Source organism: Phyllobacterium sp. 01N428 (assembly GCF_056399405.1).
In genome coordinates this window covers 1,220,362-1,244,168 of record NZ_JBFTRH010000001.1, presented here as the reverse complement: position 1 = coordinate 1,244,168, position 23,807 = coordinate 1,220,362, and the positions used below count along the sequence as shown (strand labels likewise).

Here is a 23,807-nt window from a genome sequence, read left to right as displayed (position 1 = left end):
AGCCTTACCAGCGAGACTATAGCAGATGGGAAGATCGTTCCTTGCGAATTTGCCCGGCTAATCGCAAGAGTTTGAAGGTTAGAGGATGTCCGTCTTCGTGATCTGGATGCCGAAACCTTCGAGGCCGACATAGTGGCGCTCGCGCGAGGACAGAAGCCGGATCGAGGTGATGCCAAGATCTTTCAGGATCTGTGCGCCAAGTCCGATCTGCCGCCATTCCTCCTCGCGGACCTTCGCTTCGGCGTGGGCCTCGCGGTCCTGGAGGGTGGCACGATTGCGGTCGTCATCACGGCCGACGCCGACGGACCCTTCGCGCAGATAAACGATGACGCCGCGCTTTTCTTCGGCAATGCGCTTCATGATGCTGTCGAGCGTGTTGCGCGCGCCGAATACATCGCTCAAGACGTCCTCGCGCTGCAGGCGTACCGGCACATCCTCGCCGTCACGAATATCGCCATAGACGATAGCCGCATGGTGCATCGGCTCCCACGGCAAGGCATAGGTAATGGCCCTCGCCTTGCCGGCGCAGGTGTCGATATCATATTCGCCGATGCGCTCGATCAAGGTTTCCTTGCGCTGGCGATAGGCGATGAGGTCGGCCACCGTTACCTGGTGCAGATTGTTCGTCTCGGCAAAGGCAGCGACCTGCGGGCCGCGCATCACCGAGCCATCGTCATTGACGAGTTCGCAGATGACGCCTACGGGCGGAAGCCCGGCGAGCTTGCACAGGTCGACGGCAGCTTCGGTATGTCCGGAGCGCATGAGGACGCCGCCTTCGCGCGCGACAAGCGGGAAAATATGTCCGGGCCGGACAAAATCCGCCGCGCCCGCATTGGGGTTGGCGAGATTGCGGACGGTGAGCGTGCGATCATCGGCGGAAATGCCCGTCGTGGTGCCGTGCTTGTAATCCACCGTCACGGTGAACGCCGTTGCATGCGGCGCGTCGTTCTCGGCGACCATCGGCGCGAGATTGAGACGCCGCGCGTGGTCGCGGGGCATGGGCGTACAGACGATGCCCGAGGTGTGGCGGACGATGAACGCCATCTTTTCCGGCGTGCAATGCACGGCCGCAACGATCAGATCCCCTTCATTCTCGCGTCCGTCATCGTCCATCACGACGACGATTTCGCCGCGTTCGAAGGCGCGCAGAGCATCGACGACCCGTTTTTGATTGTAAGCCATGAAAGCGCCCCCCTAAATGCGGCCGGTCTGGCCGCGATGCCTCAAATAATGATCCGCGATGGCGCATGCGACCATCGCTTCGCCGATCGGTACGGCACGGATGCCGACGCAAGGGTCGTGCCTGCCCTTGGTCATCACATCCACCTGCTTTCCATCGGCATCGATGCTGCGGCGCGGGGTCAGGATCGACGACGTCGGCTTGACGGCAAAGCGGGCAACGACCGGCGCGCCGCTTGAAATCCCGCCCAGTATACCGCCGGCATGATTGGAGAGGAATATGGGTTTGCCGTCATTGCCCATGCGCATCTCATCGGCATTCTCCTCGCCGCTCAGCCTTGCCGACTCGAAACCGTCGCCGATTTCAACGCCCTTAACGGCGTTGATCGACATGAGGTAGCTGGCAATATCCTGATCGAGCTTGGCATAGACCGGCGCACCAAGACCTGCAGGCACATTCTCCGCCACGACCTCGATGACCGCACCGATGGACGAGCCCGCCTTGCGGATGCCATCGAGATAGGCGGCAAAGGTTTCGACTGAGCCGGCATCGGGTGTAAAGAACGGATTGTTGTCGACTTCGGCCCAGTCCCAGCGAGCACGGTCGATCGAATGGATCCCCATTGCGACCAGCGCGCCGCGCACCACAAGACCCGGCACGACCTTGCGCGCAATGGCGCCGGCAGCAACGCGCGCGGCTGTCTCGCGGGCCGAGGAGCGCCCCCCGCCGCGATAGTCGCGAATGCCATACTTCACATCGTAGGTATAATCGGCGTGGCCGGGGCGATACTGGCGGGCGATATCGCCATAATCCTTGGAGCGCTGGTCGGTATTCTCGATCATCATCGAGATCGGCGTTCCCGTCGAGATCATGGTGACGCCGTCGTCCTGCAGCATCACGCCCGAGAGGACCTTGACCTGGTCAGGCTCGCGCCGCTGCGTCGTGTACTTCGACTGGCCGGGCTTGCGCTTGTCGAGGTAGGCCTGGATTTCGGCTTCCGTGAAGGAAATTCCCGGCGGACAGCCGTCGACCACACAGCCGAGCGCTATGCCGTGGCTTTCGCCCCAGGTGGTGACACGGAAAAGATGACCGAACGTATTGTGCGACATGTGGGTTACCCGCCTTTGGGAGGCGTTTTATGAGTGTTTCCTCCCGTGGTCAAACCCGTCGCTGCTAAATTCTCAATGCGGTGCGGATCCTTATGCTCCCGCGATTGCTTTCGCCGGCGACGGTTTCGCCGCCGACGAAAGATCTCGGAAACAGATCAATCCAAAGTCACGCCAGTGCTCTTGACGATGGGCTCCCATTTGGCGATTTCCGCCTTCACATGGTCGGCAAGCGCTTCCGGCGTCGATCCGACGATCTGCGCGCTGAAATCGTTCATGCGCGTGATCAGTTCGGGATTGGTGAGCGCGGTATTGGCAGCCTTGTTTAGGCTGGCGACAATCTCAGGCGGAGTGCCCGCAGGCGCAAACAGCGCGTTCCAGGTATAGGTCTCGTAGCCCGGCACGGTCTCGGCCACCGTCGGCATATCCGGGAAGGACGGCGCACGGTCCTTCGTCGTGACGCCGAGACCCTTGAGCGACTTCGCCTTTATATGGGCCGAGGAGGACGGCAGATTGTCGAACATGATCGAAACCTGATTGCCGAGAAGGTCGTTCAAGGCAGGACCTGCGCCCTTGTACGGAATATGCTCCATCTTCACGCCGGCCATGCTCTTGAACAGTTCACCGGAAAGATGCAGCGGCGTACCGTTCCCGGATGAAGCATAGGAGTACTTGTCGGGATTGGCCTTCAACAGATCAATGAGTTCCTTGACATTGTTGACCGGCAGCTGCGGATTGACCACGAGCACGTTGGGAACAACGACAAGAAGCGAGACCGGCGCGAAATCCGTTACCGGATCATAGGGCTTTGTCTTCAGCATGAGCGGATTGAGCGCGTGGGTCGCGACGGTTCCCATCAGGATCGTATAGCCATCGGGATCTGCCTTGGCGGCGCGAGCCGCACCGAGATTGCCACCGGCGCCGCCGACATTCTCGACGATCACCTGCTGCCCGAGCGATTTCGACATATTGGCTGCGACGAGGCGGGCAACGAGATCGGTGGACCCGCCGGCGGCAAAAGGCACCACCAATGTGATGGCCCGTTCCGGAAATGTCTCGGCAGCGGCAGGCAATACCGATGCAACGATCGAACCCGCGGCAAGTCCAAGAACAGTGCGTCTGTTAAACCCCATGAATATCTCCTCCATAATCCCGGTTGATTCAATGCATATCGTAATCATCAAAACATAACGGCGCGCAGGGATTACGCAATAAGACTTATGGCGGTATGAAGGACTTAAGCGCGGTAAAGGCGTCTTCTACAAGGCTGTCAAATCCGGCCGGCGGCCGTCATAGTGATCAAAATCGCGAGAGCCATCGAACCAGGAGCCGTAGCTTATGCCGTTTCCGGATGGAGGGCGCGTTCGGCGGCTTGCGGCTCACGCTCGATGATCGTCAGCAGCGCCCTGGCCGTAAGGTCAGGCTTTCGCCTCCCCTGCTCCCAGTTGTTCATCGTTGAAGCAGGAACGCCGAATCGTCGCTCAAATTCCTTGGTCGACTTCGCCGTCTTCTTGCGGATTGCCTTTACCCGTTCAGGCGGCATTGGATCGATGTTTACCGTCTCCAGGGCAAGTTTACCCCGCTTCCACTCCACGGCCTCGCGCAATCCCTCGATGAGCGCATCACCGAACGCGGCGTGCTCATTCATTTTCTTGCTGACCATCTTCCAACTCCTCAACGAAGGTTTTGATTGCCTTCTTCTGATTATTTGACAAATCCTCCTGATCGGCCTTTGCATAAGCGAAAATCATCAACGCAATGTCCTTCGCAACCTCAGGTAGTAGACCGCACGGCCGCCGCCCTTCTTGCCTTTCCCCGCCATGCCGAAACGAATTTTTCTTATGCCACCAAGTCCGGGGATGACATCCCCGGCAAGGGGATTGCTGGCAATCTCTTGTTCAAGCGCTTCGATCTCCTGTTTCGACGCCTTCAGTTTCTTCAGAGCTTTCTTGTAAGGCGTCGTTCGAACGATCTGCATGGCCGAATTATGGCGTCAATGGCGTAATTTTTCAAGCCATTATTGCGCCATTGGCGTATTGATTGCTCCGTAGATTCATGCAGGCTGCATTTCAAGACAATGCAGCTATTGGAATCTTTCACGGAATTGCCGAGTATCGCAAGCGTCGGCGCGACGGTTCTGATTTCAACAAATCTACCGCAGATTCGCAATTCTTTTGCCACAAATCATCGCTCTAAGTGTGCGCGTCGCCCGACCACCGATTTGATAAAGAGGATTCGAAAATGCGCTTCTTTGTAGCAACATTCATGTTTATTGCCTCCCTGCTCCCGGTCGGTGCGCTTGCGGACGATGCACAAGGGACAATCACCAAGATCGACGAGGACAATTCGACGATCACGCTCGACGACGGCAAGGTCTATAAATTGCCGGGCGAGTTCGATCTCAGCGTCATCGAGAAGGGCATGAAGGTCACGTTGATGTTCGACGTCGTCAACAAGGAACGCTTCATCACGGATATCGAAGAAACCCAGGAATAATCTGGGCTAGAGCCAGGTAAGCTTGCCGTGCTCAAGGCGCAGGATGTGATCCTGCGTAATGGCGAGGTTGGCCGCGTCGTGGCCATCCAACCCGTTGATCATCTGGAAAATTGTGCGAAGGCAACCTCCATGCGTAACGCACACGGTCGGCCCCTTCACCTCGGACAGCCAGCTCGCCACGCGGATGCCGAGCATCGCATAGCTCTCGGCTGTTGGACCGGGCGGCACGAAGGTCCACTTGTTGCGCGCACGCTCCTCGACGAGTTCCGGCGTCTTCCTGGCGATGTCCTCGATCATATAGCCCTGCCAATCGCCGAAGCTGACTTCCATCAGGCGCGGATCGGTGTGGTAGGCAGCCGGATCGACACCCATTCGGGTGCGGATGCGTTCCATGGTCTCGCGCGTGCGGCGCAACGGACTCGCAACGAAATCGAATCCGGCGCCATCGCCGATGAGCGACTTGATCAGATCGCCGTTGCGGTCGGCCTGAGCGCGGCCGCGCGCATTGATATCGATATCTTCCTGCCCCTGGATTCGCTCAGTCACGTTCCAGTCCGTCTCGCCGTGACGCGAGAAATAAATCAGCGTGTCGGGCGGGATCACTGCGATGCTCAATCTTTCACGACGGAAATGTCAGGTGCGTCCACGGCTTTCATGCCGACGACGTGATAGCCGCTGTCGACGTGATGAACTTCGCCGGTGACCGAGCGCGAAAGGTCGGAAAGGAAATAGAGACCGGCGTCGCCCACTTCCTCGATGCTGACCGTGCGGCGCAGCGGCGCATTGTACTCGTTCCACTTGAGAATATAGCGGAAATCGCCGATGCCTGATGCTGCAAGCGTCTTGATCGGCCCGGCGGAAATGGCGTTGACGCGAATATTGTCGGGGCCGAGATCAACGGCGAGATATTTGACGCTCGCCTCGAGCGCGGCCTTGGCAACACCCATGACGTTATAGTTGGGCATCACTTTTTCGGCGCCGTAATAGGTCAGCGTCAGGATGGAGCCGCCATCTGTCATCAGCTTTTCGGCACGCTTGGCAACAGCCGTCAACGAATAGACCGAGATCAGCATGGTCTTGCTGAAATTGGCTTCGGACGTATCGACATAACGGCCGGTCAATTCGTCCTTGTCGGAAAATCCGATGGCGTGCACGAGGAAATCGAGCTTGCCCCATTTCTCTTCGAGAGCTGCAAAACAGGCATCGATGGTCGTGGCGTCGCCGACATCGCAATGGCCGCAGAGAAAAGCGCCGAGTTCCTCCGCGAGCGGCTCGACACGCTTCTTCAAAGCGTCGCCCTGATATGTGAATGCGAGTTCGGCGCCGGCGTCATGAGCCGCCTTGGCAATGCCCCAGGCGATGGACCTGTTATTGGCCACGCCCATAATCAGGCCCCGTTTACCCTGCATCAAACCGGTTTTGGCGGTCATATACCAACCCTTCATGAGACTTATGATCGATGTGCGGTATCGCACAGCCCGCGCCGGGCTTCAAGCATGCTCTCAATGTCGTTTTGGTTTTTCAGTTGCCGGATTCGCGCAGGAATGCTTCGAGCGCCGGATCTCGATTTTCGGGCAGCATGATGCGAACATGAACGAAGAGATCGCCATGTCCCTCGCCCTTTTTCGGCAAACCCTTGCCCTTCAGCCGCAAAACGCGGTCGGAGCTCGTCCAGGGCGCGACTTTTACCGCCACGCGGCCATTCAACGTATCAACTTCCTGGCGTGACCCGAGAACGGCATCGCGCAGCGATACCGGCAGTTCGACATGGATGTCCCGACCATCGACACGGAACTCAGGGTGCGGTTTGAAACGGATCGTCACCAGAGCGTCGCCCGCGGTGCCGCCCAATACTTCCTCGCCCTGACCCTTGAGCCGAATCGTCTGGCCGTTCTCGACGCCGGTCGGCAATTTGATCGCAAGCCGCTTGCCGTTCGGAAAAATCGCCTCGACCTTCTCGGCACCCGCGGCCTGCTCGAGCGTAATATCGATCGTTGCCTGGAGATCGGCGCCCTTGCGCGGTCCGGCGCGGCGCCCGCCGCCGAAGCCGGCGCCACCCATGCCGGCGCCCTCGCCGAAGAGGCTGCTCAAGATGTCTTCCGCGCCGAAGCCGGAATTGCCGGCCGTGCTCGAGCGGAATTCGAAACCGCCCGGCCGATGGCGCGCACCGCCGAAACCGGCGAAAGGATCGCCCTCACCGCCACCAAAACCTTCAAAACCATGCGGAGCGCGCTGCTTGCCTTCCGCGTCAATCTCGCCGCGATCGAACTGGCCCCGGCGCTCCTTGTCGCCGACGATTTCATAGGCCTGGTTGATCTCGGAGAAATTTGCCTGCGCCTTCGGATCATCCTGATTCTGGTCGGGATGGTATTTCTTGGCGAGCTTGCGAAACGCCGATTTTATTTCTTCTGGCTTCGCCGTCTTGGCGACGCCCAACACGCTATAGGGATCGCGCATGTGTCTGCCTTTCCTCGCATGAGCGAGATGTCTTGAGATTCCGCAGCTATATGCTCACGAATAGGAAGAAATTCCAGAGATTTGATGCAAAAAACTACGAAAACAGCTCAAAGCTTGCAACCGCTTACAAAGGGGCGAACGATTTCAACGTCCACTGGCCGCCATTTTGCATGCACGTCTCACCCTTATAAAGCATGACCCCGTCGAACGACTCGCGCGATGTCTGGAATTCGCGGCAAAGCTCTGTCTCGTACTTCTTTTCGGCAATAGCGGTGATGGTGCCCTGGCTGCCGGTTTCCGGGTTGGACCACGGCACGGGTTTTTTGCCCCACTGGGTGAAATTAAGCGCGGAGACGATGTTGCGGACGGTCGTCTGGTCGGACGATCCTTTCGCATCGACGGCTTGCGCCGGAGCGACCGAACCGGTCACAGCTGTCTGGTCCGGAACCGCCTTCTCGATACTGAAACCCTTCATGGCACAGCCCTGGAGCAAGCCAAAGACGACGATGATCGCGGAGCCTTTAATGAGCCCGCCTGCACGCCGCTTATCTGCACGGAATTGCTTGCTACCGGATCGTGGAAACGCCAAAAACATGCCTTTCTCTAACAGGGTCAATTCGAAATGACTATGGGACTATGGATTAAATGAAGTTAACAACGGATTACCCACCCATCGAACGTTATCAAATCGTTAGCTTTCAGGTTTCCAACTAAGGTTTGAAAAACGTTCCCGTTTTCTGTGGAAAGCCTTTTTTGGAGAACGGGAGAGAGGCATCACCTGGACGCGAACCGTGGCAGGCGTGCACTAACCTCAGTTGCGAGGAGCAGCCCACGAAACGAGGTGTCAGAAACGCCCCTCATATTCCATCGAGCAGGAACTGAAACGTGCTGGCGAATCCCATGAACGCGGCCATGATCATCCATAGCTCCCTCATGAAGCCAAGCCCGATGAGTTGGCCAGGTCCCTCGTACCCGGCAGAGTATTGGAAATCATGCAGTTGAAGCTCGGGCGTTTCGGCAAGGACTTTGGCGATAAGCTGATATTCCGCAGCATTGGAGAAGTATTGGCAGTCGTTGATGGCTGTGTCGACTTTCTGCTTAAGATCAGAGAAGAATTTGAAGTGCAGCAGAACACCGTATATCGGGCCGAAATTGCGCTTGAACGGCCTGGGCTTGTGTATTCCGCGAGACAACGAACTCTCACTATCCCAGTAGGTAAGCGGGTATTTTATCAGTTGGTTCGACAAGCCGAACTTCCTGCCTCGTAAACCGCCCTTTATCGACCATCCCGAACTCGCCTGTCCGATAACATACCCGGTGGCATCAAACTGGTTTGCAATCTCCCAAGGCGGAACATCATCGGAAAGGTTCGCGCATGAATGCTCCCCCGGATACAAGTCGATCATCGGGGCGGCCATTCTAAAATGTTGCTGGATGGAAAGATGTGCAGCAACGTCAGTGATCGGTCGCTGATAGCAGTCCTGATAAACAAGATATTCATCTACATCCAGATTGAGGTACCACCGGTTCTGACCATAGTGGTTGAAGATCCATTCCCTCCACAGGATCGAGCGTTGAGCGTCCGCGTATCTCACCGTCGACCGCCAGAGGTCGACGTCATTCTGGGCGGTTAGATATTCGACGGTTCCATCGCAGGATTGGTCGTCAATAACGATAAAACGCGCGACCCCGAGCTTTCTGTAATGCGTCAGAAACGAGCCTAGAAACTTCCTTTCATTTCTGACTGGCACCACAACTGCAATGTCACCGTCCGTATATTCTGACGTCGCTGTCGCGATCTGATGCATTCCGAGTTGGCTTGACAGCAGAGGAGCAGCCTTTCGCTCTTTGAGCCATGTGCGGACAGCCGCCAGAAAACCACGGTGCCGAAGTCCGATGGAATTTCGCGAAGGATAGCATGTGTTGTTCAACGAGGCGTCCTCAACTCCACGATGTTGTGCAGGCGGTCACGCAATACTTGCGGCGCCACACTCAATAAATGTAACCGAATCGAAAATGTTTCATAAATAGACCGAGGAATCGGTTCATTAACGTCCCGTCGCAGACCTCAAGCGCGCTCACGTGCCATCTTATTTAGCTAGAAGCCAGGTGCCGCTTGCCATGCAGGGCATGGAGCAGGTAACTAAAATCAAAGACGCCAAGCGGAGTTGAGTCATCGGCATCAAGCGACCTCAACACACGTCTTCGAAACCTTATGGAAAACTCAACCAACCATATGGAATGATCGAGACCCATGACATCAGCAGATGACTTCACTGAGAATTCCGAACCATTCGCGCTGTTCGCGGGATGGCTGGCCGATGCCACCAAAACCGAGCCCAACGATCCAAACGCCGTTGCGCTTGCGACCGTCGATTCAGACGGCCTGCCGGATGTGCGCATGGTTCTCTTGAAAGGGTTTGATGCGCAAGGCTTTGTTTTTTATACGAATTTTGAAAGCCGGAAGGGCGAGGAAATCCTCGGATCGATGAAGGCTGCCATGTGCTTCCACTGGAAGTCGCTGCGCCGGCAGGTGCGTGTACGCGGCCCGGTCGAGATCGTCAGCAAGGAAGAGGCCGATGCATATTATGCCACGCGGCCGCGTGGCAGCCGTATCGGCGCATGGGCATCGAAGCAGTCGCGACCGCTCGAAAGCCGGTTTGCGCTGGAAAAGGCCGTGGCGGAATATACGGCCCGCTACGCGATCGGCGAGATCCCGCGTCCCGACCATTGGTCAGGTTTCCGGATTCGCCCGACATCCATTGAATTCTGGCACGACCGGCCATTCCGCCTGCACGACCGCGTGGTCTTCAGCCGCGACGAGCCAGCCGGTGACTGGAACAAGACGCGGCTCTATCCCTAAGCTGCGTTCAGGATCTCGGCTCTAGCCTTTCTTGCGGCTGAGGAAGGCCATGAACGCCGCCCGCGCCTCGTCCGACTGAAGGCGCTCGGCAAAGAGCTTGGCCTCGAGACGGATGCGGTCGATGGTTTCCTGCCGCGGCATCCGCAACAGATCGCGGGCAATCTGCATGGCCTGCGGCGGCTTGGCGGCGATTTCGGTCGCCGCCTTCAACACGGCCGCCTCAAGTTCGTCTGTCTCCACCAACCGGTAGATCAGCCCGGCTTCCTTCGCCTCGACCGCATTCAAGCCATCACCCATGGCGAGAAAGGCAAAGGCGCGTTGCTGACCCATCAGAGCCGGTCCGAGCAGGCTTGATGCCGCTTCCGGGACGAGGCCGAGATCGACAAACGGCGTCTTGAAATAGGACTGTGGGGTCGCAAAGCTCAAGTCGCAATGAAGCTGCAGCGTCGACCCGACACCAATGGCAAGGCCGTCTACACCCGAGAGCAGCGGCTTTTTCGCATTGGCGACTGTTACGAGAAAGTCGATGACCTCGGTGCCCATTTGGCCCGTGGTGGCGAAGGCCATGAAGTCCTGCAGGTCGTTACCGGAGGAAAATGCGCCCGGCACGCCGAAAAAGACATTGGCGCGGATGTCTGGATCGCTGTCGCTGTCGCTGATTGCCCTGGACATCGCCTCATACATTGTACGTGTCAGCGCGTTCTTCTTGTCGGGTCGGTTCATGCGAATGACTTGAACCGCGCCGTGGCGCTCGATCTGTATATGCTCCGACATATTGGTCCCCTGTTAGGAAAGCGCCGTTCGCGCGGCGAGCAGGCTGGCGGCGCCATGAATGACGCGGTCCTTTAGCGCCGCCGTTTCGGCGAGAAGATTTTCGGCGAAGAATCGTGCAAGTGCCGAGCGCCCGGCATTGTTGCCGCCGACAGCTGCCTTGGCGAGATAGGTCGCGCCCGCGGCAAGACCGAAGAGCCGCAGGAACGGCGTCGCCCCCGCAAAGGCGTCGCTGACCCTGCCCGCGGCGATTGCCGCCTGCAGCCAGGAACCCGCTTCAGCAAGATCGTCGAGGCCATCAAACAGGCGCTTTGCGGTCTCGCCAAACTCGATGCTGTTCGAGGCGTTGACGGCTTCCGCGACTTCCCGCAATTCGGCGATATAGCCGGCGAAATGCTGGCCGCCGGCAAGCGACAGCTTGCGCTGTACAAGGTCAATGGCTTGAATGCCATTGGTGCCTTCATAGATCGGCGCAATGCGGGCATCACGCAGCAGCTGTGCGGCGCCCGTCTCCTCGATATAGCCCATGCCGCCATGAACCTGGATACCGATTGACGCAACGTCTACGCCTATATCGGTCGAGAAAGCCTTGGCGACGGGGGTCAAGAGATTGGCCCGATCGGACCAAAACCGCGCCTCATCGCCTTCGCCGGTCTTCGCCATGTCGATGGCATGGGCACAGGCATAGGCTATTGCGCGCGCGGCACCGGTCAGGCCCTTCATCGTCAATAGATTGCGCTGGACATCGGGGTGTTCGATGATCGGACTCATGCCTTCGCCCTTCCAGCCGGGTGCCCGCATCTGGCGGCGGTCCTCGGCATAGGCAAGCGCTTTCTGATAGGCGGTCTCGGCAACAGCGACCCCCTGTATCCCGACGGCAAGGCGGGCGTTGTTCATCATGGTGAACATGCAGGCAAGACCGCGGTTTTCCTCACCAATCAGCCAGCCGACCGCACCCGGCTCGCGGCCCTTGGCAAATCCGTCCCCGTAGATCATCGTGCAGGTGGGCGAGCCGTGGATGCCCATCTTGTGTTCGACGCCGCCGCAGAAAACATCATTGCGGGCGCCGAGCGAACCGTCCGTGTCGACAAGGATTTTCGGCACGAGAAACAGCGAGATACCTTTCGTTCCCTGCGGTGCGTCGGGAAGCCGGGCGAGGACGAGATGGACGATATTGTCGGTCAGGTCGTGCTCGCCATAGGTAATGAAAATCTTGCTGCCGAAAATCCGATAGGTGCCATCCTCGGCGCGTTCGGCGCGCGTGCGCAATGCGCCGACATCGGAGCCAGCCTGCGGCTCCGTAAGGTTCATCGTGCCCATCCATTCGCCGGAGACGAGCTTCGGCAGATAAAGCTGTCTAAGATCGTCGCCTGCATGCGCTTCCAACGCCTCGATGGCGCCAAGGGTCAGCGTCGGGCCGATCCCGAAAGCCATGGAGCCCGAGTTCCACATCTCGAATGTTGCAATTGCAAGCATCATCGGCAGGCCCTGCCCACCGAACTCCTCGGGGCCGGTCAAGGCGTTCCAGCCGCCGTCGATCCACTCGCGATAGACTTCCTTCCAGCCGGGAGGGGTCGTCACTTCGCCATCCTTGAGCGGGGTGCCATGCTTATCGCCGACTTCAAGCAGGGGCGCGACGCGCGTCGAGGCAAAACGTCCGGCCTCTTCGACAATGGCATCGACAAGGTCACCCGAAAGGTCGCCGAAGCGGCCCTGTTCCAACGCGGCGTCAAGACCGGCGGTTACTCTGAGCGTGTGGATGATTTCCTCGACGGGCGCGCGGTACATGTCACGTCTCCTCATGCGTGATGGCAGCGGGCGCACATTGCAACCGCATCGGGGCGCAAGCAAGTGTATTTTTACGTAAACGTAAGATATTTGGATAAGGCGCTTTCGCTTCGTGCTGGTGCAAAATCGGTGACTAACCAAATATTAACCGCGATGCGGCGACCATCCTTGGTTAGTATGGGTTTGATCGCACCGTGTGAAGGATTTCCATTTGACGATCCGCGTGCCCAGATTTGCCATTGCAACGGTCCTCGCGGCCTTGTTTCTCGGCGACCCGGCGCAGGCGGCATCCGAATTCACCACCCCATGGTCGAACAAGGCGCGCGCCATCGTACTCGACGGCTATGAGCACAACTCCTTCAATCTCGTGGAAATCGCCAAGGACCCGAGGATTGCGGCGTTCATCCACAAGGGATCGGACGGCCTGCCGGCAAATTACCAGTGCAAGCGCATTGCCGATGCCATGCAACAGGAGCTGTGCAAACGCATCTGGCGCAACTATGCAGTCTCACGCGAGCTTTACCAGACACGCCGGATTCTGGCGAAGGCGCTGGGGCTCAAATGGGGCGCTTATCATCTCGCCCGCCCGGGCAATCCCATCGAGCAAGCAAACCATTTCGTCGACTATGCCGAACCGAGTGACGACGAACTCGTCGCCATCGATATCGAAGAGAACGATCCTTCGAAGTTCATGTCGCTGCAGGATGCGGAGATTTTCGCCGAGCACATCAAGTTCAGGATCGGGCGCTATCCGGTCCTTTATACGAATGGCACGACCGCACGTTACATCGCCGACCATCGCCTGGAGCTTCCGATCCTGTCGCGCCTGCAGCTCTGGTACGCGCGCTACGAAAGCGATATCGCGCCGCATTTTCCCAAAGGTAACTGGCGCGATTACGCCCTTTGGCAATTTACCTCGCCGAGCAACTGCAACAAGCAGAAGTGCCCCTACCGCCCGGCCGGAACAAACCGCGACATCGACGTCAACATCACCGATATGACCGTGGCGCAGTTGCGGCGGGCGTGGCCGTTCGGCGAACTGGTCGATGCGATAACGCCTGACGACCTGCCGACGCCGGGCAATCGCCCTTCGCCGCGCGACGATATATTGATGGCAGCGGCACAGCCGCCGCTTATTGATTACCGGCGCCTGAAGGAAATGACGGTAACGTTGCACGCCGCCGCAGCGAACTTCCTCGCCGAAGCCTCGACACTGCTTGAAAGGAATGATCCGCGCCTAGCCAGCGTCGACCAGTCGATGACAGCTTCGATTTCGCTGAAGGGGGATACTGACGAAAGGCTGAATGGACTTTCGGCACGCAAGGCGACCGTGGAGCAGCTATGGACCAGTCTACGCGAAGCCTCCGAGCCGGCAGCGCCCGACCAGCGCGTCGTGGTAACCCATTACTGCTTCAAATACTTCGTGCCGAAGTCCAGGCAAACGGTGGAAGGGCAGCTTGCTGCGCTCGAGCCCTTTCTATAGGGCGGCGGTCCCCTCGCGCTCGATGGCGCGCCAGCCGATGTCGCGCCTGTAGAAACCCTCCGGCCAATCTATCTTGGCAATGGCAGCGTAGGCTGCGGCCTGAGCCTCCGCCACTGTACGGCCGCTCGCGGTGACGTTCAGTACGCGCCCGCCATTGGCGACGAGTTCGCCGTCTTTCTCTGCCGTTCCGGCATGAAATATCTCGACGGAACCGTCGGTGGCAGCCGAATCAAGGCCCCTTATGACGCTGCCCTTTTCAGGCGCAGCCGGATAACCCCGGGCGGCCATGACAACAGTCAATGCAGGTTCATCATTCCAGCGCACCGAAACCTGCTCGAGCATGCCGTCGGCAGCGGCCTTAAGCAGCAGCAGCAGATCGTCCTTCAAGCGCAGCATCAGGACCTGCGTTTCCGGATCGCCAAACCGCGTGTTGTACTCGATCAGCTTCGGCCCGTCCTTCGTGATCATCAGGCCCGCGAAGAGGATACCGCTGAACGGCGCGCCGATTTCCGCCATGCCGCGCATAGTCGGCTCGATCAGTTCGCGCATCGTCCGGTCGATCATCGCCTGCGGCATAACCGGTGCGGGCGAATAAGCACCCATGCCGCCGGTGTTGACGCCGGTATCGCCTTCGCCGACGCGCTTGTGATCCTGGGCGGTGCCGAACGGAAGCGCGGTCTTTCCGTCACAAAGGCAGAAGAAGCTTGCCTCCTCGCCATCGAGATATTCCTCCACCACGACCTCGGCGCCGGCACCGCCAAAGGCTCCGGAAAAACAGGCTTCAACAGCGTCGAGCGCTTCCTGCAACTCGAATGCCACCACAACGCCCTTGCCCGCGGCGAGACCATCGGCCTTGACGACAATCGGCACGCCCTGCTGCCGGACATAAGCCTTGGCGGCATCGGCTTGCGTGAAACGCTGGTAGGCGCCAGTCGGAATTTCGAAACGGGCGCAAAGGTCTTTGGTGAAGCCCTTCGAGCCTTCAAGCCGAGCCGCAGCCTTGGACGGACCGAAAACCAGAATGCCGGCGGCGCGAAGCTCGTCGGCTATCCCGGCAACCAAAGGCGCTTCGGGTCCGACCACGACGAAATCAATGGCGTTTTCCTTGCAGAAAGCGACGATCTGCGCATGGTTGGCGGGGTCGAGCGCGACGCACTCCGCGACCTTGGCAATGCCGGGATTGCCCGGCGCGCAATAGAGCCTCGTCAATACGGGCGAGGCGGCGATCTTCCATGCCAGCGCGTGTTCCCGGCCACCGGACCCAATAAGCAGGACTTTCATCGACATCGTGCTCCGCATGTTTACGAGTTGCCGTGTCGGTATGGCCTTGACGCCCGAGGGTCAAGCACCTCGCGCAAATTTGCCCGGATTTGAGCTGCTCTATCCGTATTTATTGTCCACTGAATCATGGCGGTCGATATCGACAATTCAAAATCGGATCCCGACCCTCGGAGGACGATGCGCCACCGGCCCCGATCGACCCGGATCGTCCGGTATTCGCTTCCCTTCAACTTCTCGAAATGGAGCGATGGATGACGCGGATTTTCATAGAACTGTCCAAGCGTTGCTATTACCGATTCTTGAACGTCATCGGTCAACTTTTTGAAGGCCCGATGAAATCGAGGGGTCTTCGTGATGCGCACAGTATTTTATCGGCGCAAACTGGCGATCAACTCATCCACACGGTCGAAAGAAGGACCGCCCCGCGCATCCGGGTCATTATCCCAAATGAGCATTCTCAGTTGATCGCGGATATCAATAATGGATTCAAAATGAAAATTGACCACCTTCAAAGACTTTTTCTCCATGTCCTCGACAATCCTCCACGCATAGGAGGCCAGAGGCGAATTATCAGCCAACTCAAACTTCTTTAACAATGGAGCAGAGATCCACTCCTCCAATTCGTCAACTTGCTTATCCAGATCTCGTATAATTTGTGACACTAACTCATCGATCAGATATCTGAGGACAGCCGGATCCCTTTCGGCGGATGCTCGTTGAAACATATCTTTGAGACGATCCACGATCGTTCCCATTCGCAAACCCCAGCCTTCAATGCTTTGACTATACGTCTCGGCAGCTGCATCAAACACGCCCAAGGCATTGTCGAGTTTTGCCACTGAACGAGCGGGCGATGGCGTCGGTGGCAGCGACGCAAGAACTTCCTCGAACTCGTGTTTGAATGCGGGCAAACCCATGGGAACTCCTTCCCCTTATATAGTGGCCAAGTTTCAATTTTGTCAAAACAACCGACTACGCTCTATTTTTCTTGACTGCATCGCTGCCCGCTGCAAGGTCAGGCCATGACTTCAGAGAAAGACACGATCCAGTCGACACAATCGCGCGGCCGCGTATTCGACGCGCCGTCGGGCCATTGGGTCTATCGCACGCTTCCGAACTCGCTCTGGCCCTATGCCCAACTGGCGCGCTGGGACCGTCCCATCGGCTGGTGGCTTCTGCTTTGGCCTTGCTGGTGGGGCGCGGCGCTCGCCGCCAGCGCTGGCGCAAAGGTGGGCGACCCGGTGTGGTCGGTTCTGCCCTCGCCCTATCACCTTGTTCTGTTCCTCGTCGGCGCCATCGCCATGCGCGGCGCCGGCTGCACTTATAACGACCTTGCCGATGAGGATATCGACAACAAGGTGGCGCGCACGCGCTCGCGGCCGCTGCCATCGGGACAGGTGACGCGCAAACAGGCCAAGGTCTTCCTCGTTCTGCAAACCCTGGTGGGATTGGCGGTGCTGCTGCAGTTCAATCGCTTCACCATCCTGCTCGCCATCGCATCGCTGGTGATCGTCGCGATTTATCCGTTCATGAAGCGAATCACCAATTGGCCGCAACTCGTGCTCGGACTAGCCTTTTCCTGGGGCGCGCTTGTCGGCTGGTCGGCACATTTCGGCGCACTCGCCTGGCCGGCGGTCCTGCTTTATGCCGGATCGATCCTTTGGGTCATCGGCTACGATACGATCTACGCCCACCAGGACAAGGAAGACGACGCGCTTGTCGGTGTGCGTTCAACCGCCCGCCTTTTCGGCAACCGCACGCGCGAAGCGCTCATGATCCTTTATGGAGGAGCGCTGGCGCTGTTTCTCTGGGCTTTCGCCATGGCGGAAGTGCCGATGCCAGCGGTCGCTGGCCTGCTGGCCGCCGGCGCGCATATGTACCGGCAAATCATGACGCTCGATATCGACAACCCATCCGAGTGCCTGCGCCTCTTCAAGTCGAATAGCGTCATTGGTTGGCTGATCTTCCTCGGCCTCGTCTTCGGCGGATTGTGGACCGTGGTCAAGCCGATGTTCTGATTGCCGGGGCTCCGGTCTATCTGGAGCCCTGGGCAATCACCTCCTGGCCGCCGATGACCAATCGCAGTCCAAGATCGCCGACCTTGCGCCGGGCGAGGAACCTTGGCCGGCGGCGATGTGGCTCGCGGCCCTGCCGGCGCTCCTTCGGCGCGGAAACGGTCACGGGACCGATGCTCTGTTCGAGCTGCCGCGCAATACCGTCTTCCTCGACCAGCATCATGGGCAGGGCGAACAGCGAGGACCAGGCGCGCCAGTCGGCGGCGATGTCGTTGAGATCGTGGGCGACCAGCAGCGGCACGGACAGATGCGGGTCGGTGTGCATGAGTTCGAGCGTGACGGTGATATCGCCGAGTTCGTCTTCGGTTGCCCGCGCCGTCACGCCCAGAAAGGCGCAAGCCGGCAATGCCAGCGAGACCGGCAAATGGCTCGCCGGCAGCAGGCGTTTTACCACCGCGCCGCGCTCATGCAGCGTGAAAGTGACATCGCCGCGGTCATCGCGCGTGGCATAGGTGACCGTTTGTGGCAGGTGGAATGGATCAAGCCGGAACTCCCGACCTGCCCAAACCGGCTTGGCTCCGGCTTTGTTCATGTGACGCCTTCTGTCGATCCTGAGAGCCGGTATTCCGGTCATCTCGTTTTATTTCCCTGTAGAGCGGACCGTTTTCGGTCTCGTATGGGGAAACAATAGGCGCCGACTCTGCCAATCCCGCTTAATGAACGGGGTTAACTCTTTCTCATCGCGAAGGATGGTTATCGAAAACCAACCGGCTCCAAGATTTTGGTAAGGCGGATGAATGAAAGGTTAGAAATACAGCCGTGCACTGGGCATGTCATCTCCCCCTGGGCTGCCGCCCATCCCTCACGAGGGGGAGACGGCTTTGGGGTGAAAGCCAAAGCCCGGTAGGCCCTGCACCGAGGGCGATCCAAGCTTAAATCCGCTAGGAAACTAAAGCACCTTGCCCGGGTTCATGATTCCGGCCGGATCGAATGCCTTCTTGATGCGGCGCATCAGGTCGAGCGCCACCGGTGATTTCGTCTCGGCGATTTCCTTGCGCTTCAATTGGCCGACGCCGTGCTCGGCGGAAATCGAGCCCCGATAGGCGCGGACAATATCGTGGACCCGCGTGTTCACCTCGACCCAGCGCGCTAGAAACGCCTCCTTGTCCGCACCAACCGGCTGCGAAATATTGTAGTGTAGGTTGCCGTCGCCCATGTGGCCGAAGCAGACGATGCGCGCGCCAGGAACAAGATCGAGCACAGCTGCATCGGCCTCGGCGATGAATTCGGGGATGCGGGCGACTGGCACGGAAATATCGTGCTTGATCGATCCGCCCTCGGGCTTCTGGGCGAGCGACATGGCCTCGCGCATGTGCCAGAAGGATTTCTCCTGCGCCGTGCTGTCGGCAATCGTCGCATCTTCGACAAGACCGGCCTCGTAGGCTTCGGTGAGGATCGCTTCGATGGTCTCGCGCGCATCCTCGGCGGAACGTGACGAGGATATATCGATAAGGACATACCATTGGTGGACGCCCTGCAGCGGATCACGCACGCCATCCGTATGCGCGACGGAGAACTCGACCCCGATGCGCGGCATCAGTTCGAAACCGGTGAGCGACGGTCCGGCATGGCTTTGCGCTATCGCCAGCAGTTTCAATGCGTCCTCGGGGCTAGCCAGCCCGGCATAGGCGACGCCCTTGCCGCGCGGCAAGGGAAAGAGCTTCATGACCGCCGCGGTGATCACGCCAAGCGTTCCTTCCGCGCCGACAAAGAGGTCCTTGAGGTCGTAGCCGGTATTGTCCTTCTTGACATAGCGAAGGTCATTGAGAATCTCGCCGGTCGGCAGCACGACTTCGACGCCGAGGCAGAGTTCACGCGTATTGCCATAGGCAAGCACGGCAGTACCGCCGGCATTCGACGAAAGATTGCCGCCGATCTGGCACGATCCTTCTGAACCGAGCGACAGCGGGAACAGCCGGCCTTCGCGTTCCGCTGCCTCCTGCAACGTCTGGAGGATGACGCCGGCTTCGACGATGGCAAGGTTGCCTGCCGGGTCGATGGAGCGAATGCGGTTGAGCCGCGAAAGCGAAAGGATCACCTGCTGTCCGCTGGCATCGGGCATCTGCCCGCCGACGAGCCCGGTATTGCCACCTTGCGGCACGATCGCCGTCCCGGTTTCGGTCGCGAGTTTCAGGATCGCCGCGACTTCCTCGACGGTCGAGGGTCGCAGGACCAGCGCTGCCTTGCCGCCAAATTTTTCGCGCGGCTCGATCAGGTACGGCTCGATATCGTGGGCGTTGCGCAGCGCATTGCCCTCGCCGACGATGGCGGAAAAGCGCGCAAGAAGATCAGGCGTCAAACTCATTTTATCTCATCCATTTCAGCAATTGCCGCGTCACGGGGCGCGGCGGCACGAACAAGCCGGTCATTGATCGCTTCGCCAAGTCCATCGAAAGGTATGGGCTCCACGGCGATCACCGGACGTTTCAGGCGATCGAGGCGCTTCATGAAGTCGAAGAGGTTGGCGGCCGCCTCGCGTAAGTTCCCCGTCTCGCTGAGATTGAGGGTGGCGCTGGCATTTTCAGCCTTCCGGGCACGGCTCGGCCCGAAGGCCAGCAGTGCCTCACCTTCCCTGACCTCATGCACGTTCAGCCTCACACGCGCCGAGGGCGCATAGTGCGAAGCCATCATCCCTGGCGCCTCTATCGCCGCACGCTGATCAATGCGTTCGAGCCTGGTCCCTGTGACAGTCTCGATGTCTTCAGCAGCGAGGCCGCCCGGACGCAGCAGTGCGACGCGCGTCCCGTCGACCTTTACGATGGTCGATTCCAGGCCGACCTCCGAGGGGCCGGCATCGAGAATGAGGCTGATCCGCGCGCCCAGATCCTCGTTGACCGCTTCGGCGCTGGTACCGCTGATCTTGCCGGAGGTGTTGGCGCTTGGCGCGGCAAGCGGGTGGCCGAGCGCCGCGATGATCCTGCCGGCGACGCCGCGCGGCATGCGCAGCGCAATCGTGTCGAGACCCGCGGCAACGAGGGGGTGAATGGCGGTATCGGGCTTGAGCGGCAAAACGAGGGTGAGTGGCCCCGGCCAGAAAGCCTGCATCAGTCGCCGCGAAAGTGGATCGATCACAGCGTAGCGTTCGGCCATGTCGATATCCGAAACGTGGCAGATCAGCGGGTTGAAGTGCGGCCTGCCCTTGGCTTCGAATATGCCGGCGACAGCGTCGCCATTGGTGGCATCGGCGGCAAGGCCATAGACGGTCTCGGTCGGAATCGCGACGAGCTTACCCTCGGCGAGCGCACTGGCTGCCGATCGCACTGCCTGATCGTCTGTCTTCAAAATCGTCGCCAAGGCGCTCTCCAATACCGGACTTGCCTACACGATGCCGCTATCGCCTCGCAAGTATCGGCTGATGAACACGCCGAATGAGTTCATGCGTAAAATTGTATCGATCCGAATCAAGGCTTGGCAATAAATCGCTGTTAAAGCTCGCTTTTAACAAAGAAACGTCACGGGGATTAGGACGAAAATGCTGCGCCAGACTATCGCTGCCACCGCCATGATCATGCTAATGGCCCCCGCTTACGCAGGCGGCTCCATCGACGTTGTGAGCGGATCGGCAACGCCGAACTCGATCTCCTATGTGGGTTTTGACAGTTTCGACGCAACCGGCAACCCGATCTGCACGCCTTGTGAGGCGCAGCAGGCCGCGGAAGCAGCACGACTGAAAGCCTATGCCGAGCGGCGCGAACGGTCGCGGCAATACATGGCGCGCCTGCAGGGGCGCGAAGTTCCAGCTTCTACGGCAACCGCCGCCGCTCCGGTATCTGCTTCACCGATTGCGGCGAATGCCGCCGAACTCGTGCCGGCCGGCGAGCCAGTGCCGCAAAGGGCACTCGCTGATGTGGCGGACACGCCGCTGCGCACAGGCCTGCAGTGAACGTAGGGCGCTCCACCTGAAGAGGGAGCGCCTAACGCTTTGTCACCCAACGATCTTCGAGAAGTCCGCAACGGTATTCGTGGCCGTGCGGATGCGCGCGAGCAGCGCCAGGCGGTTGGCCCGGATAGCCGGGTTCTCGTCATTGACGAGCACCTTCTCAAAAAATGAATCAACTGGTTCGCGCAATGCACTAAGTGCGATCATGGCGCCGGAAAAGTCTTCCTTTTGAATCGCTTGCGCGGCTTCCTTCTCGGCTTGATTCACCGCTGCAAACAAGGCCCGCTCCTCGTCCAGATTGAAAAGCGCAGCATCGACAGCATCGGCGATCTGCGTTCCCTTCTTTTCCTCGGCGCTCAGAATGTTCGCGGCGCGCTTGGTGCCCGCGAGCAGGTTTTGGCCTTCCTCGGTGTTGAGGAAGACGACAAGTGCCTCGACACGGCGGGCGATCAGCAACAGGTTGTCGGCGCGCTCGGTAAGCACCGCATCGATAAGATCATGGCGGGCGCCAAGATCGCGGAGGTAGACCTTCATGCGGTCATGGAAGAAGGCGAGCAAATCCAGCAGCACAGGATGCGCCTCTTCGATTACATCGCTGCGAAGGCGCTTTTCAAAACCGGAAACGGCGTTGATGACATCTTCTTCGCCGTCGACGTCGCCCGACTGCTGAGCGGCCTGATGTTGCTCGTAGCCTTCGACGCGCTTTTCGATACTGTCTTCGCGCAACTGCGAAAGTGCCATTTCGAAGACCGGCATCAGTTCGATCTTCCAGTCATTGGAAAGCAAAAGTCGAACGACGCCGAGCGCCGCCCGGCGAAGGGCAAACGGGTCCTTTGATCCCGTCGGCTTTTCATCGATCGCCCAGAACCCGACAAGCGTGTCGAGTTTGTCGGCCAAAGCCACCGCCACCGAAACCGGGTCGCTCGGCACGATATCGGAGGGGCCCTGCGGCTTGTAATGCTCTTCGATTGCAGCAGCGACCGAAGGATGCTCGCCCTGCAAGAGCGCATATTTACGGCCCATGCCGCCCTGCAATTCCGGGAATTCGCCGACGATCTCGGTCGTAAGGTCCGCCTTGGCGAGAACGGCAGCGCGCATGGCAAGCGCCGGATCCGCGCCGACGAGCGGTGCGATCTCGCGGGCCAGCGCCCTTATGCGGATAATGCGCTCGCCCTGGGTGCCGAGCTTGGCGTGGAACGTAACGTTGAGGGCGTCGAGGCGCGCCATGCGCTGGTCGAGCGGCTTCGCAAGATCGAGATCGAACCTTATCGCAGCGGCGGCCAGCGTGTGCATGTCCGGCAGGTCATGCTGGTCCGTGTTCCAGAAATAAAGGGCATCGGATAGCCGGGCACGCACGACCTTGCCGTTACCGAATGCAATCTCGCGCCCGCCATCCTTGGCTTCGATATTCGAAACGAGGATAAATTTGTTCGACAGGGGATTTTCACCCGCACCCGCAGCTTCGCTGTGGCCTCCCCCATTTGAAGGCGAGTTGGAGGCATTCTTATCCTCGCGATGGGAAGGGGCGGACGTTAGATCCGGGGTGGGATGAAGCGTCTGCTTGCGCGTAACGAAGCATTTCTGGTTGGTCTTGATCGTCAGTCGGACCACTTCCGGCGGGATGGCGAGGAATTCTTCCTCGAACTCGCCCATCAGAACGACCGGCCATTCAACAAGCCCGGATACTTCCTCAAGCAAGCCCTCATCCTCGACCAGGTCAAGGCCGGACGCAAAGGCAATGTTCTGGGCATCGGAAAGGATTATTTCCTTCCGCCGGTCGGCGTCGAGCACCACCTTGGCCTTTTCAAGCTTTGCCACGTAGTCATCGAAACGGCGAACGGTTATAGGCTTGCCGTCGCTGAGGAACCGATGGCCATAGGTGACGTTGCCGGCGCGCAGCCCGTCGACCTCGAAATCGACGACAACGGGCTCCTCGGTTTCCGGACCGAAAGTGCAGAGGATCGACTGCAGCGGACGCACCCATCGCAGGCTTCCGGGCTTCGCCGAGGCGGTACCCCAGCGCATCGATTTCGGCCAGGGGAACTCGCGAATGATTTTCGGCATCAACTCGGCGATGATCTCTTCGGCGGGACGACCCGGCTTTTTCAGGTGGGCAACGTAAAAATCGCCCTTCTTGGGGTCGGTGTGGACATGCGCCTCGGAGATATCAAAGAGACCGGCGGAGCGAAGGAAGCCGGCAATTGCCTGTTCCTGCGCCTTGACGCTCGGTCCCTTGCGTTCCTCGTGAATATCTTTGGAGCGCGCGGTCAGTCCGCGCACGTCCAGCGTCAGCCGGCGCGGGGTCCAGTAATCGCCCGCCGCCTCATATGTCAGGCCAGCCTCGACGAGACCATCCGTCACAAGCTTTTTTAGATCCCCCGCAGCCTTGCGCTGCATGCGAGCGGGAATTTCTTCCGAGCGGAGTTC

23 protein-coding genes are annotated in these 23,807 nt (G+C 59.2%); 5 read left to right on the top strand and 18 right to left on the bottom strand.

Translation table 11 applies throughout. The features are described from left to right. Positions 1-78: 78 nt before the first annotated feature. The 5 genes from ribB to AC1DNI_RS06105 all read right to left on the bottom strand — a co-directional run bounded on the left by ribB (position 79) and on the right by AC1DNI_RS06105 (position 4,264). Positions 79-1,182, bottom strand: coding sequence for a 3,4-dihydroxy-2-butanone-4-phosphate synthase (gene ribB, locus AC1DNI_RS06125; RefSeq protein ID WP_027230086.1), 1,104 nt, complete (start codon positions 1,180-1,182; stop codon positions 79-81). Between the two features lie 12 nt (positions 1,183-1,194). Then, entirely contained in the window at positions 1,195-2,289 is a 1,095-nt protein-coding gene (aroC, locus tag AC1DNI_RS06120; protein ID WP_477691187.1) for a chorismate synthase, read from the bottom strand. 155 nt (positions 2,290-2,444) lie between these two features. Then, positions 2,445-3,419: a Bug family tripartite tricarboxylate transporter substrate binding protein gene (locus tag AC1DNI_RS06115; RefSeq protein ID WP_477691186.1), complete on the bottom strand. Its 975-nt coding sequence runs from the start codon at positions 3,417-3,419 to the stop codon at positions 2,445-2,447. 203 nt (positions 3,420-3,622) lie between these two features. Further along, a complete protein-coding gene (locus AC1DNI_RS06110; protein ID WP_477691185.1) occupies positions 3,623-3,949 on the bottom strand; it encodes a helix-turn-helix domain-containing protein in 327 nt (108 codons plus the stop codon). 87 nt (positions 3,950-4,036) lie between these two features. Continuing rightward, the gene (locus AC1DNI_RS06105) at positions 4,037-4,264 is read right to left on the bottom strand and encodes a hypothetical protein (protein WP_477691184.1); all 228 of its coding nucleotides are present in this window, start codon (positions 4,262-4,264) and stop codon (positions 4,037-4,039) included. Between the two features lie 263 nt (positions 4,265-4,527). Here AC1DNI_RS06105 and AC1DNI_RS06100 point away from each other — a divergent pair, with 263 nt between their 5' ends. Continuing rightward, complete coding sequence (locus tag AC1DNI_RS06100) at positions 4,528-4,782, top strand: DUF1344 domain-containing protein (RefSeq protein ID WP_027230091.1); 255 nt, start codon at positions 4,528-4,530, stop codon at positions 4,780-4,782. A 6-nt stretch (positions 4,783-4,788) separates the two neighbouring features. On the opposite strand, the gene AC1DNI_RS06095 is transcribed toward AC1DNI_RS06100, so the two are convergent. The 5 genes from AC1DNI_RS06095 to AC1DNI_RS06075 form a co-directional block, all read right to left on the bottom strand. Further along, positions 4,789-5,391, bottom strand: coding sequence for a histidine phosphatase family protein (locus AC1DNI_RS06095; protein WP_244506729.1), 603 nt, complete (start codon positions 5,389-5,391; stop codon positions 4,789-4,791). Positions 5,392-5,393: 2 nt separating this feature from the next. After that, complete coding sequence (gene fabI / locus AC1DNI_RS06090) at positions 5,394-6,212, bottom strand: enoyl-ACP reductase FabI (protein WP_477691183.1); 819 nt, start codon at positions 6,210-6,212, stop codon at positions 5,394-5,396. A gap of 91 nt (positions 6,213-6,303) precedes the next feature. After that, positions 6,304-7,239 carry a DnaJ C-terminal domain-containing protein gene (locus AC1DNI_RS06085; RefSeq protein WP_477691182.1) on the bottom strand — a complete coding sequence of 312 codons (936 nt, stop codon included), beginning with the start codon at positions 7,237-7,239 and terminating at the stop codon, positions 6,304-6,306. A 124-nt stretch (positions 7,240-7,363) separates the two neighbouring features. Further along, the gene (locus AC1DNI_RS06080) at positions 7,364-7,834 is read right to left on the bottom strand and encodes an RT0821/Lpp0805 family surface protein (RefSeq protein ID WP_477691181.1); all 471 of its coding nucleotides are present in this window, start codon (positions 7,832-7,834) and stop codon (positions 7,364-7,366) included. Between the two features lie 262 nt (positions 7,835-8,096). Next, a complete protein-coding gene (locus AC1DNI_RS06075) occupies positions 8,097-9,170 on the bottom strand; it encodes a glycosyltransferase family 2 protein (protein WP_477691180.1) in 1,074 nt (357 codons plus the stop codon). Positions 9,171-9,493: 323 nt separating this feature from the next. On the opposite strand from AC1DNI_RS06075, the gene pdxH reads away from it, so the two are divergent. Next, on the top strand, positions 9,494-10,102 hold the full coding sequence (gene pdxH, locus AC1DNI_RS06070) for a pyridoxamine 5'-phosphate oxidase (RefSeq protein WP_477691179.1): 609 nt from the start codon (positions 9,494-9,496) through the stop codon (positions 10,100-10,102). A gap of 21 nt (positions 10,103-10,123) precedes the next feature. On the opposite strand, the gene AC1DNI_RS06065 is transcribed toward pdxH, so the two are convergent. Together AC1DNI_RS06065 and AC1DNI_RS06060 are read right to left on the bottom strand one after the other, a co-directional pair. Further along, complete coding sequence (locus AC1DNI_RS06065; RefSeq protein WP_477691178.1) at positions 10,124-10,876, bottom strand: crotonase/enoyl-CoA hydratase family protein; 753 nt, start codon at positions 10,874-10,876, stop codon at positions 10,124-10,126. A 12-nt stretch (positions 10,877-10,888) separates the two neighbouring features. Further along, on the bottom strand, positions 10,889-12,661 hold the full coding sequence (locus AC1DNI_RS06060; protein ID WP_477691177.1) for an acyl-CoA dehydrogenase family protein: 1,773 nt from the start codon (positions 12,659-12,661) through the stop codon (positions 10,889-10,891). Between the two features lie 211 nt (positions 12,662-12,872). Here AC1DNI_RS06060 and AC1DNI_RS06055 point away from each other — a divergent pair, with 211 nt between their 5' ends. Continuing rightward, a complete protein-coding gene (locus tag AC1DNI_RS06055) occupies positions 12,873-14,144 on the top strand; it encodes a glycoside hydrolase family 25 protein (protein WP_477691176.1) in 1,272 nt (423 codons plus the stop codon). Here AC1DNI_RS06055 and purD read toward each other — a convergent pair. Next, on the bottom strand, positions 14,139-15,425 hold the full coding sequence (gene purD, locus AC1DNI_RS06050) for a phosphoribosylamine--glycine ligase (protein ID WP_477691175.1): 1,287 nt from the start codon (positions 15,423-15,425) through the stop codon (positions 14,139-14,141). The two genes, AC1DNI_RS06055 and purD, sit on opposite strands and share 6 nt — an antisense overlap. 368 nt (positions 15,426-15,793) lie before the next feature. Then, positions 15,794-16,342 carry a hypothetical protein gene (locus AC1DNI_RS06045; RefSeq protein ID WP_477691174.1) on the bottom strand — a complete coding sequence of 183 codons (549 nt, stop codon included), beginning with the start codon at positions 16,340-16,342 and terminating at the stop codon, positions 15,794-15,796. Between the two features lie 105 nt (positions 16,343-16,447). Between AC1DNI_RS06045 and ubiA the strand changes: the two genes are divergently transcribed. Further along, positions 16,448-17,443: a 4-hydroxybenzoate octaprenyltransferase gene (gene ubiA, locus AC1DNI_RS06040; RefSeq protein ID WP_477691173.1), complete on the top strand. Its 996-nt coding sequence runs from the start codon at positions 16,448-16,450 to the stop codon at positions 17,441-17,443. A 16-nt stretch (positions 17,444-17,459) separates the two neighbouring features. Here ubiA and AC1DNI_RS06035 read toward each other — a convergent pair whose 3' ends face one another. From AC1DNI_RS06035 to AC1DNI_RS06025, 3 genes are all read right to left on the bottom strand, one after another. Next, positions 17,460-18,032 carry a DUF6101 family protein gene (locus AC1DNI_RS06035; protein WP_477691172.1) on the bottom strand — a complete coding sequence of 191 codons (573 nt, stop codon included), beginning with the start codon at positions 18,030-18,032 and terminating at the stop codon, positions 17,460-17,462. A 357-nt stretch (positions 18,033-18,389) separates the two neighbouring features. Beyond that, a complete protein-coding gene (locus AC1DNI_RS06030; protein WP_477691171.1) occupies positions 18,390-19,805 on the bottom strand; it encodes an FAD-binding oxidoreductase in 1,416 nt (471 codons plus the stop codon). Further along, positions 19,802-20,794, bottom strand: a complete 993-nt coding sequence (locus AC1DNI_RS06025; RefSeq protein ID WP_477691170.1) for an L-threonylcarbamoyladenylate synthase — start codon at positions 20,792-20,794, stop codon at positions 19,802-19,804. The genes AC1DNI_RS06030 and AC1DNI_RS06025 overlap by 4 nt, the downstream gene beginning before the upstream one ends. A 178-nt stretch (positions 20,795-20,972) precedes the next feature. Here AC1DNI_RS06025 and AC1DNI_RS06020 point away from each other — a divergent pair, with 178 nt between their 5' ends. After that, positions 20,973-21,383: a hypothetical protein gene (locus AC1DNI_RS06020; RefSeq protein WP_477691169.1), complete on the top strand. Its 411-nt coding sequence runs from the start codon at positions 20,973-20,975 to the stop codon at positions 21,381-21,383. 42 nt (positions 21,384-21,425) lie between these two features. Here the strand turns inward: AC1DNI_RS06020 and AC1DNI_RS06015 are convergent, their stop codons facing one another. Beyond that, positions 21,426-23,777: a glycine--tRNA ligase subunit beta gene (locus tag AC1DNI_RS06015; protein ID WP_477691490.1), complete on the bottom strand. Its 2,352-nt coding sequence runs from the start codon at positions 23,775-23,777 to the stop codon at positions 21,426-21,428. Between the last annotated feature and the right edge of the window lie 30 nt (positions 23,778-23,807).

Bases quoted from the DNA above. Each gene is read 5' to 3' on its own strand.
- AC1DNI_RS06035 (WP_477691172.1), bottom strand. From the start codon at position 18,032: ATGAACAAAGCCGGAGCCAAGCCGGTTTGGGCAGGTCGGGAGTTCCGG.
- AC1DNI_RS06065 (WP_477691178.1), bottom strand. From the start codon at position 10,876: ATGTCGGAGCATATACAGATCGAGCGCCACGGCGCGGTTCAAGTCATT.
- AC1DNI_RS06105 (WP_477691184.1), bottom strand. From the start codon at position 4,264: ATGCAGATCGTTCGAACGACGCCTTACAAGAAAGCTCTGAAGAAACTG.
- AC1DNI_RS06115 (WP_477691186.1), bottom strand. From the start codon at position 3,419: ATGGGGTTTAACAGACGCACTGTTCTTGGACTTGCCGCGGGTTCGATC.
- AC1DNI_RS06015 (WP_477691490.1), bottom strand. From the start codon at position 23,777: ATGCAGCGCAAGGCTGCGGGGGATCTAAAAAAGCTTGTGACGGATGGT.
- AC1DNI_RS06045 (WP_477691174.1), bottom strand. From the start codon at position 16,342: ATGGGTTTGCCCGCATTCAAACACGAGTTCGAGGAAGTTCTTGCGTCG.
- ubiA (WP_477691173.1), top strand. From the start codon at position 16,448: ATGACTTCAGAGAAAGACACGATCCAGTCGACACAATCGCGCGGCCGC.
- AC1DNI_RS06110 (WP_477691185.1), bottom strand. From the start codon at position 3,949: ATGGTCAGCAAGAAAATGAATGAGCACGCCGCGTTCGGTGATGCGCTC.
- ribB (WP_027230086.1), bottom strand. From the start codon at position 1,182: ATGGCTTACAATCAAAAACGGGTCGTCGATGCTCTGCGCGCCTTCGAA.
- AC1DNI_RS06030 (WP_477691171.1), bottom strand. From the start codon at position 19,805: ATGAGTTTGACGCCTGATCTTCTTGCGCGCTTTTCCGCCATCGTCGGC.
- AC1DNI_RS06080 (WP_477691181.1), bottom strand. From the start codon at position 7,834: ATGTTTTTGGCGTTTCCACGATCCGGTAGCAAGCAATTCCGTGCAGAT.
- AC1DNI_RS06020 (WP_477691169.1), top strand. From the start codon at position 20,973: ATGCTGCGCCAGACTATCGCTGCCACCGCCATGATCATGCTAATGGCC.
- AC1DNI_RS06085 (WP_477691182.1), bottom strand. From the start codon at position 7,239: ATGCGCGATCCCTATAGCGTGTTGGGCGTCGCCAAGACGGCGAAGCCA.
- AC1DNI_RS06060 (WP_477691177.1), bottom strand. From the start codon at position 12,661: ATGTACCGCGCGCCCGTCGAGGAAATCATCCACACGCTCAGAGTAACC.
- purD (WP_477691175.1), bottom strand. From the start codon at position 15,425: ATGAAAGTCCTGCTTATTGGGTCCGGTGGCCGGGAACACGCGCTGGCA.
- pdxH (WP_477691179.1), top strand. From the start codon at position 9,494: ATGACATCAGCAGATGACTTCACTGAGAATTCCGAACCATTCGCGCTG.
- AC1DNI_RS06100 (WP_027230091.1), top strand. From the start codon at position 4,528: ATGCGCTTCTTTGTAGCAACATTCATGTTTATTGCCTCCCTGCTCCCG.
- aroC (WP_477691187.1), bottom strand. From the start codon at position 2,289: ATGTCGCACAATACGTTCGGTCATCTTTTCCGTGTCACCACCTGGGGC.
- fabI (WP_477691183.1), bottom strand. From the start codon at position 6,212: ATGACCGCCAAAACCGGTTTGATGCAGGGTAAACGGGGCCTGATTATG.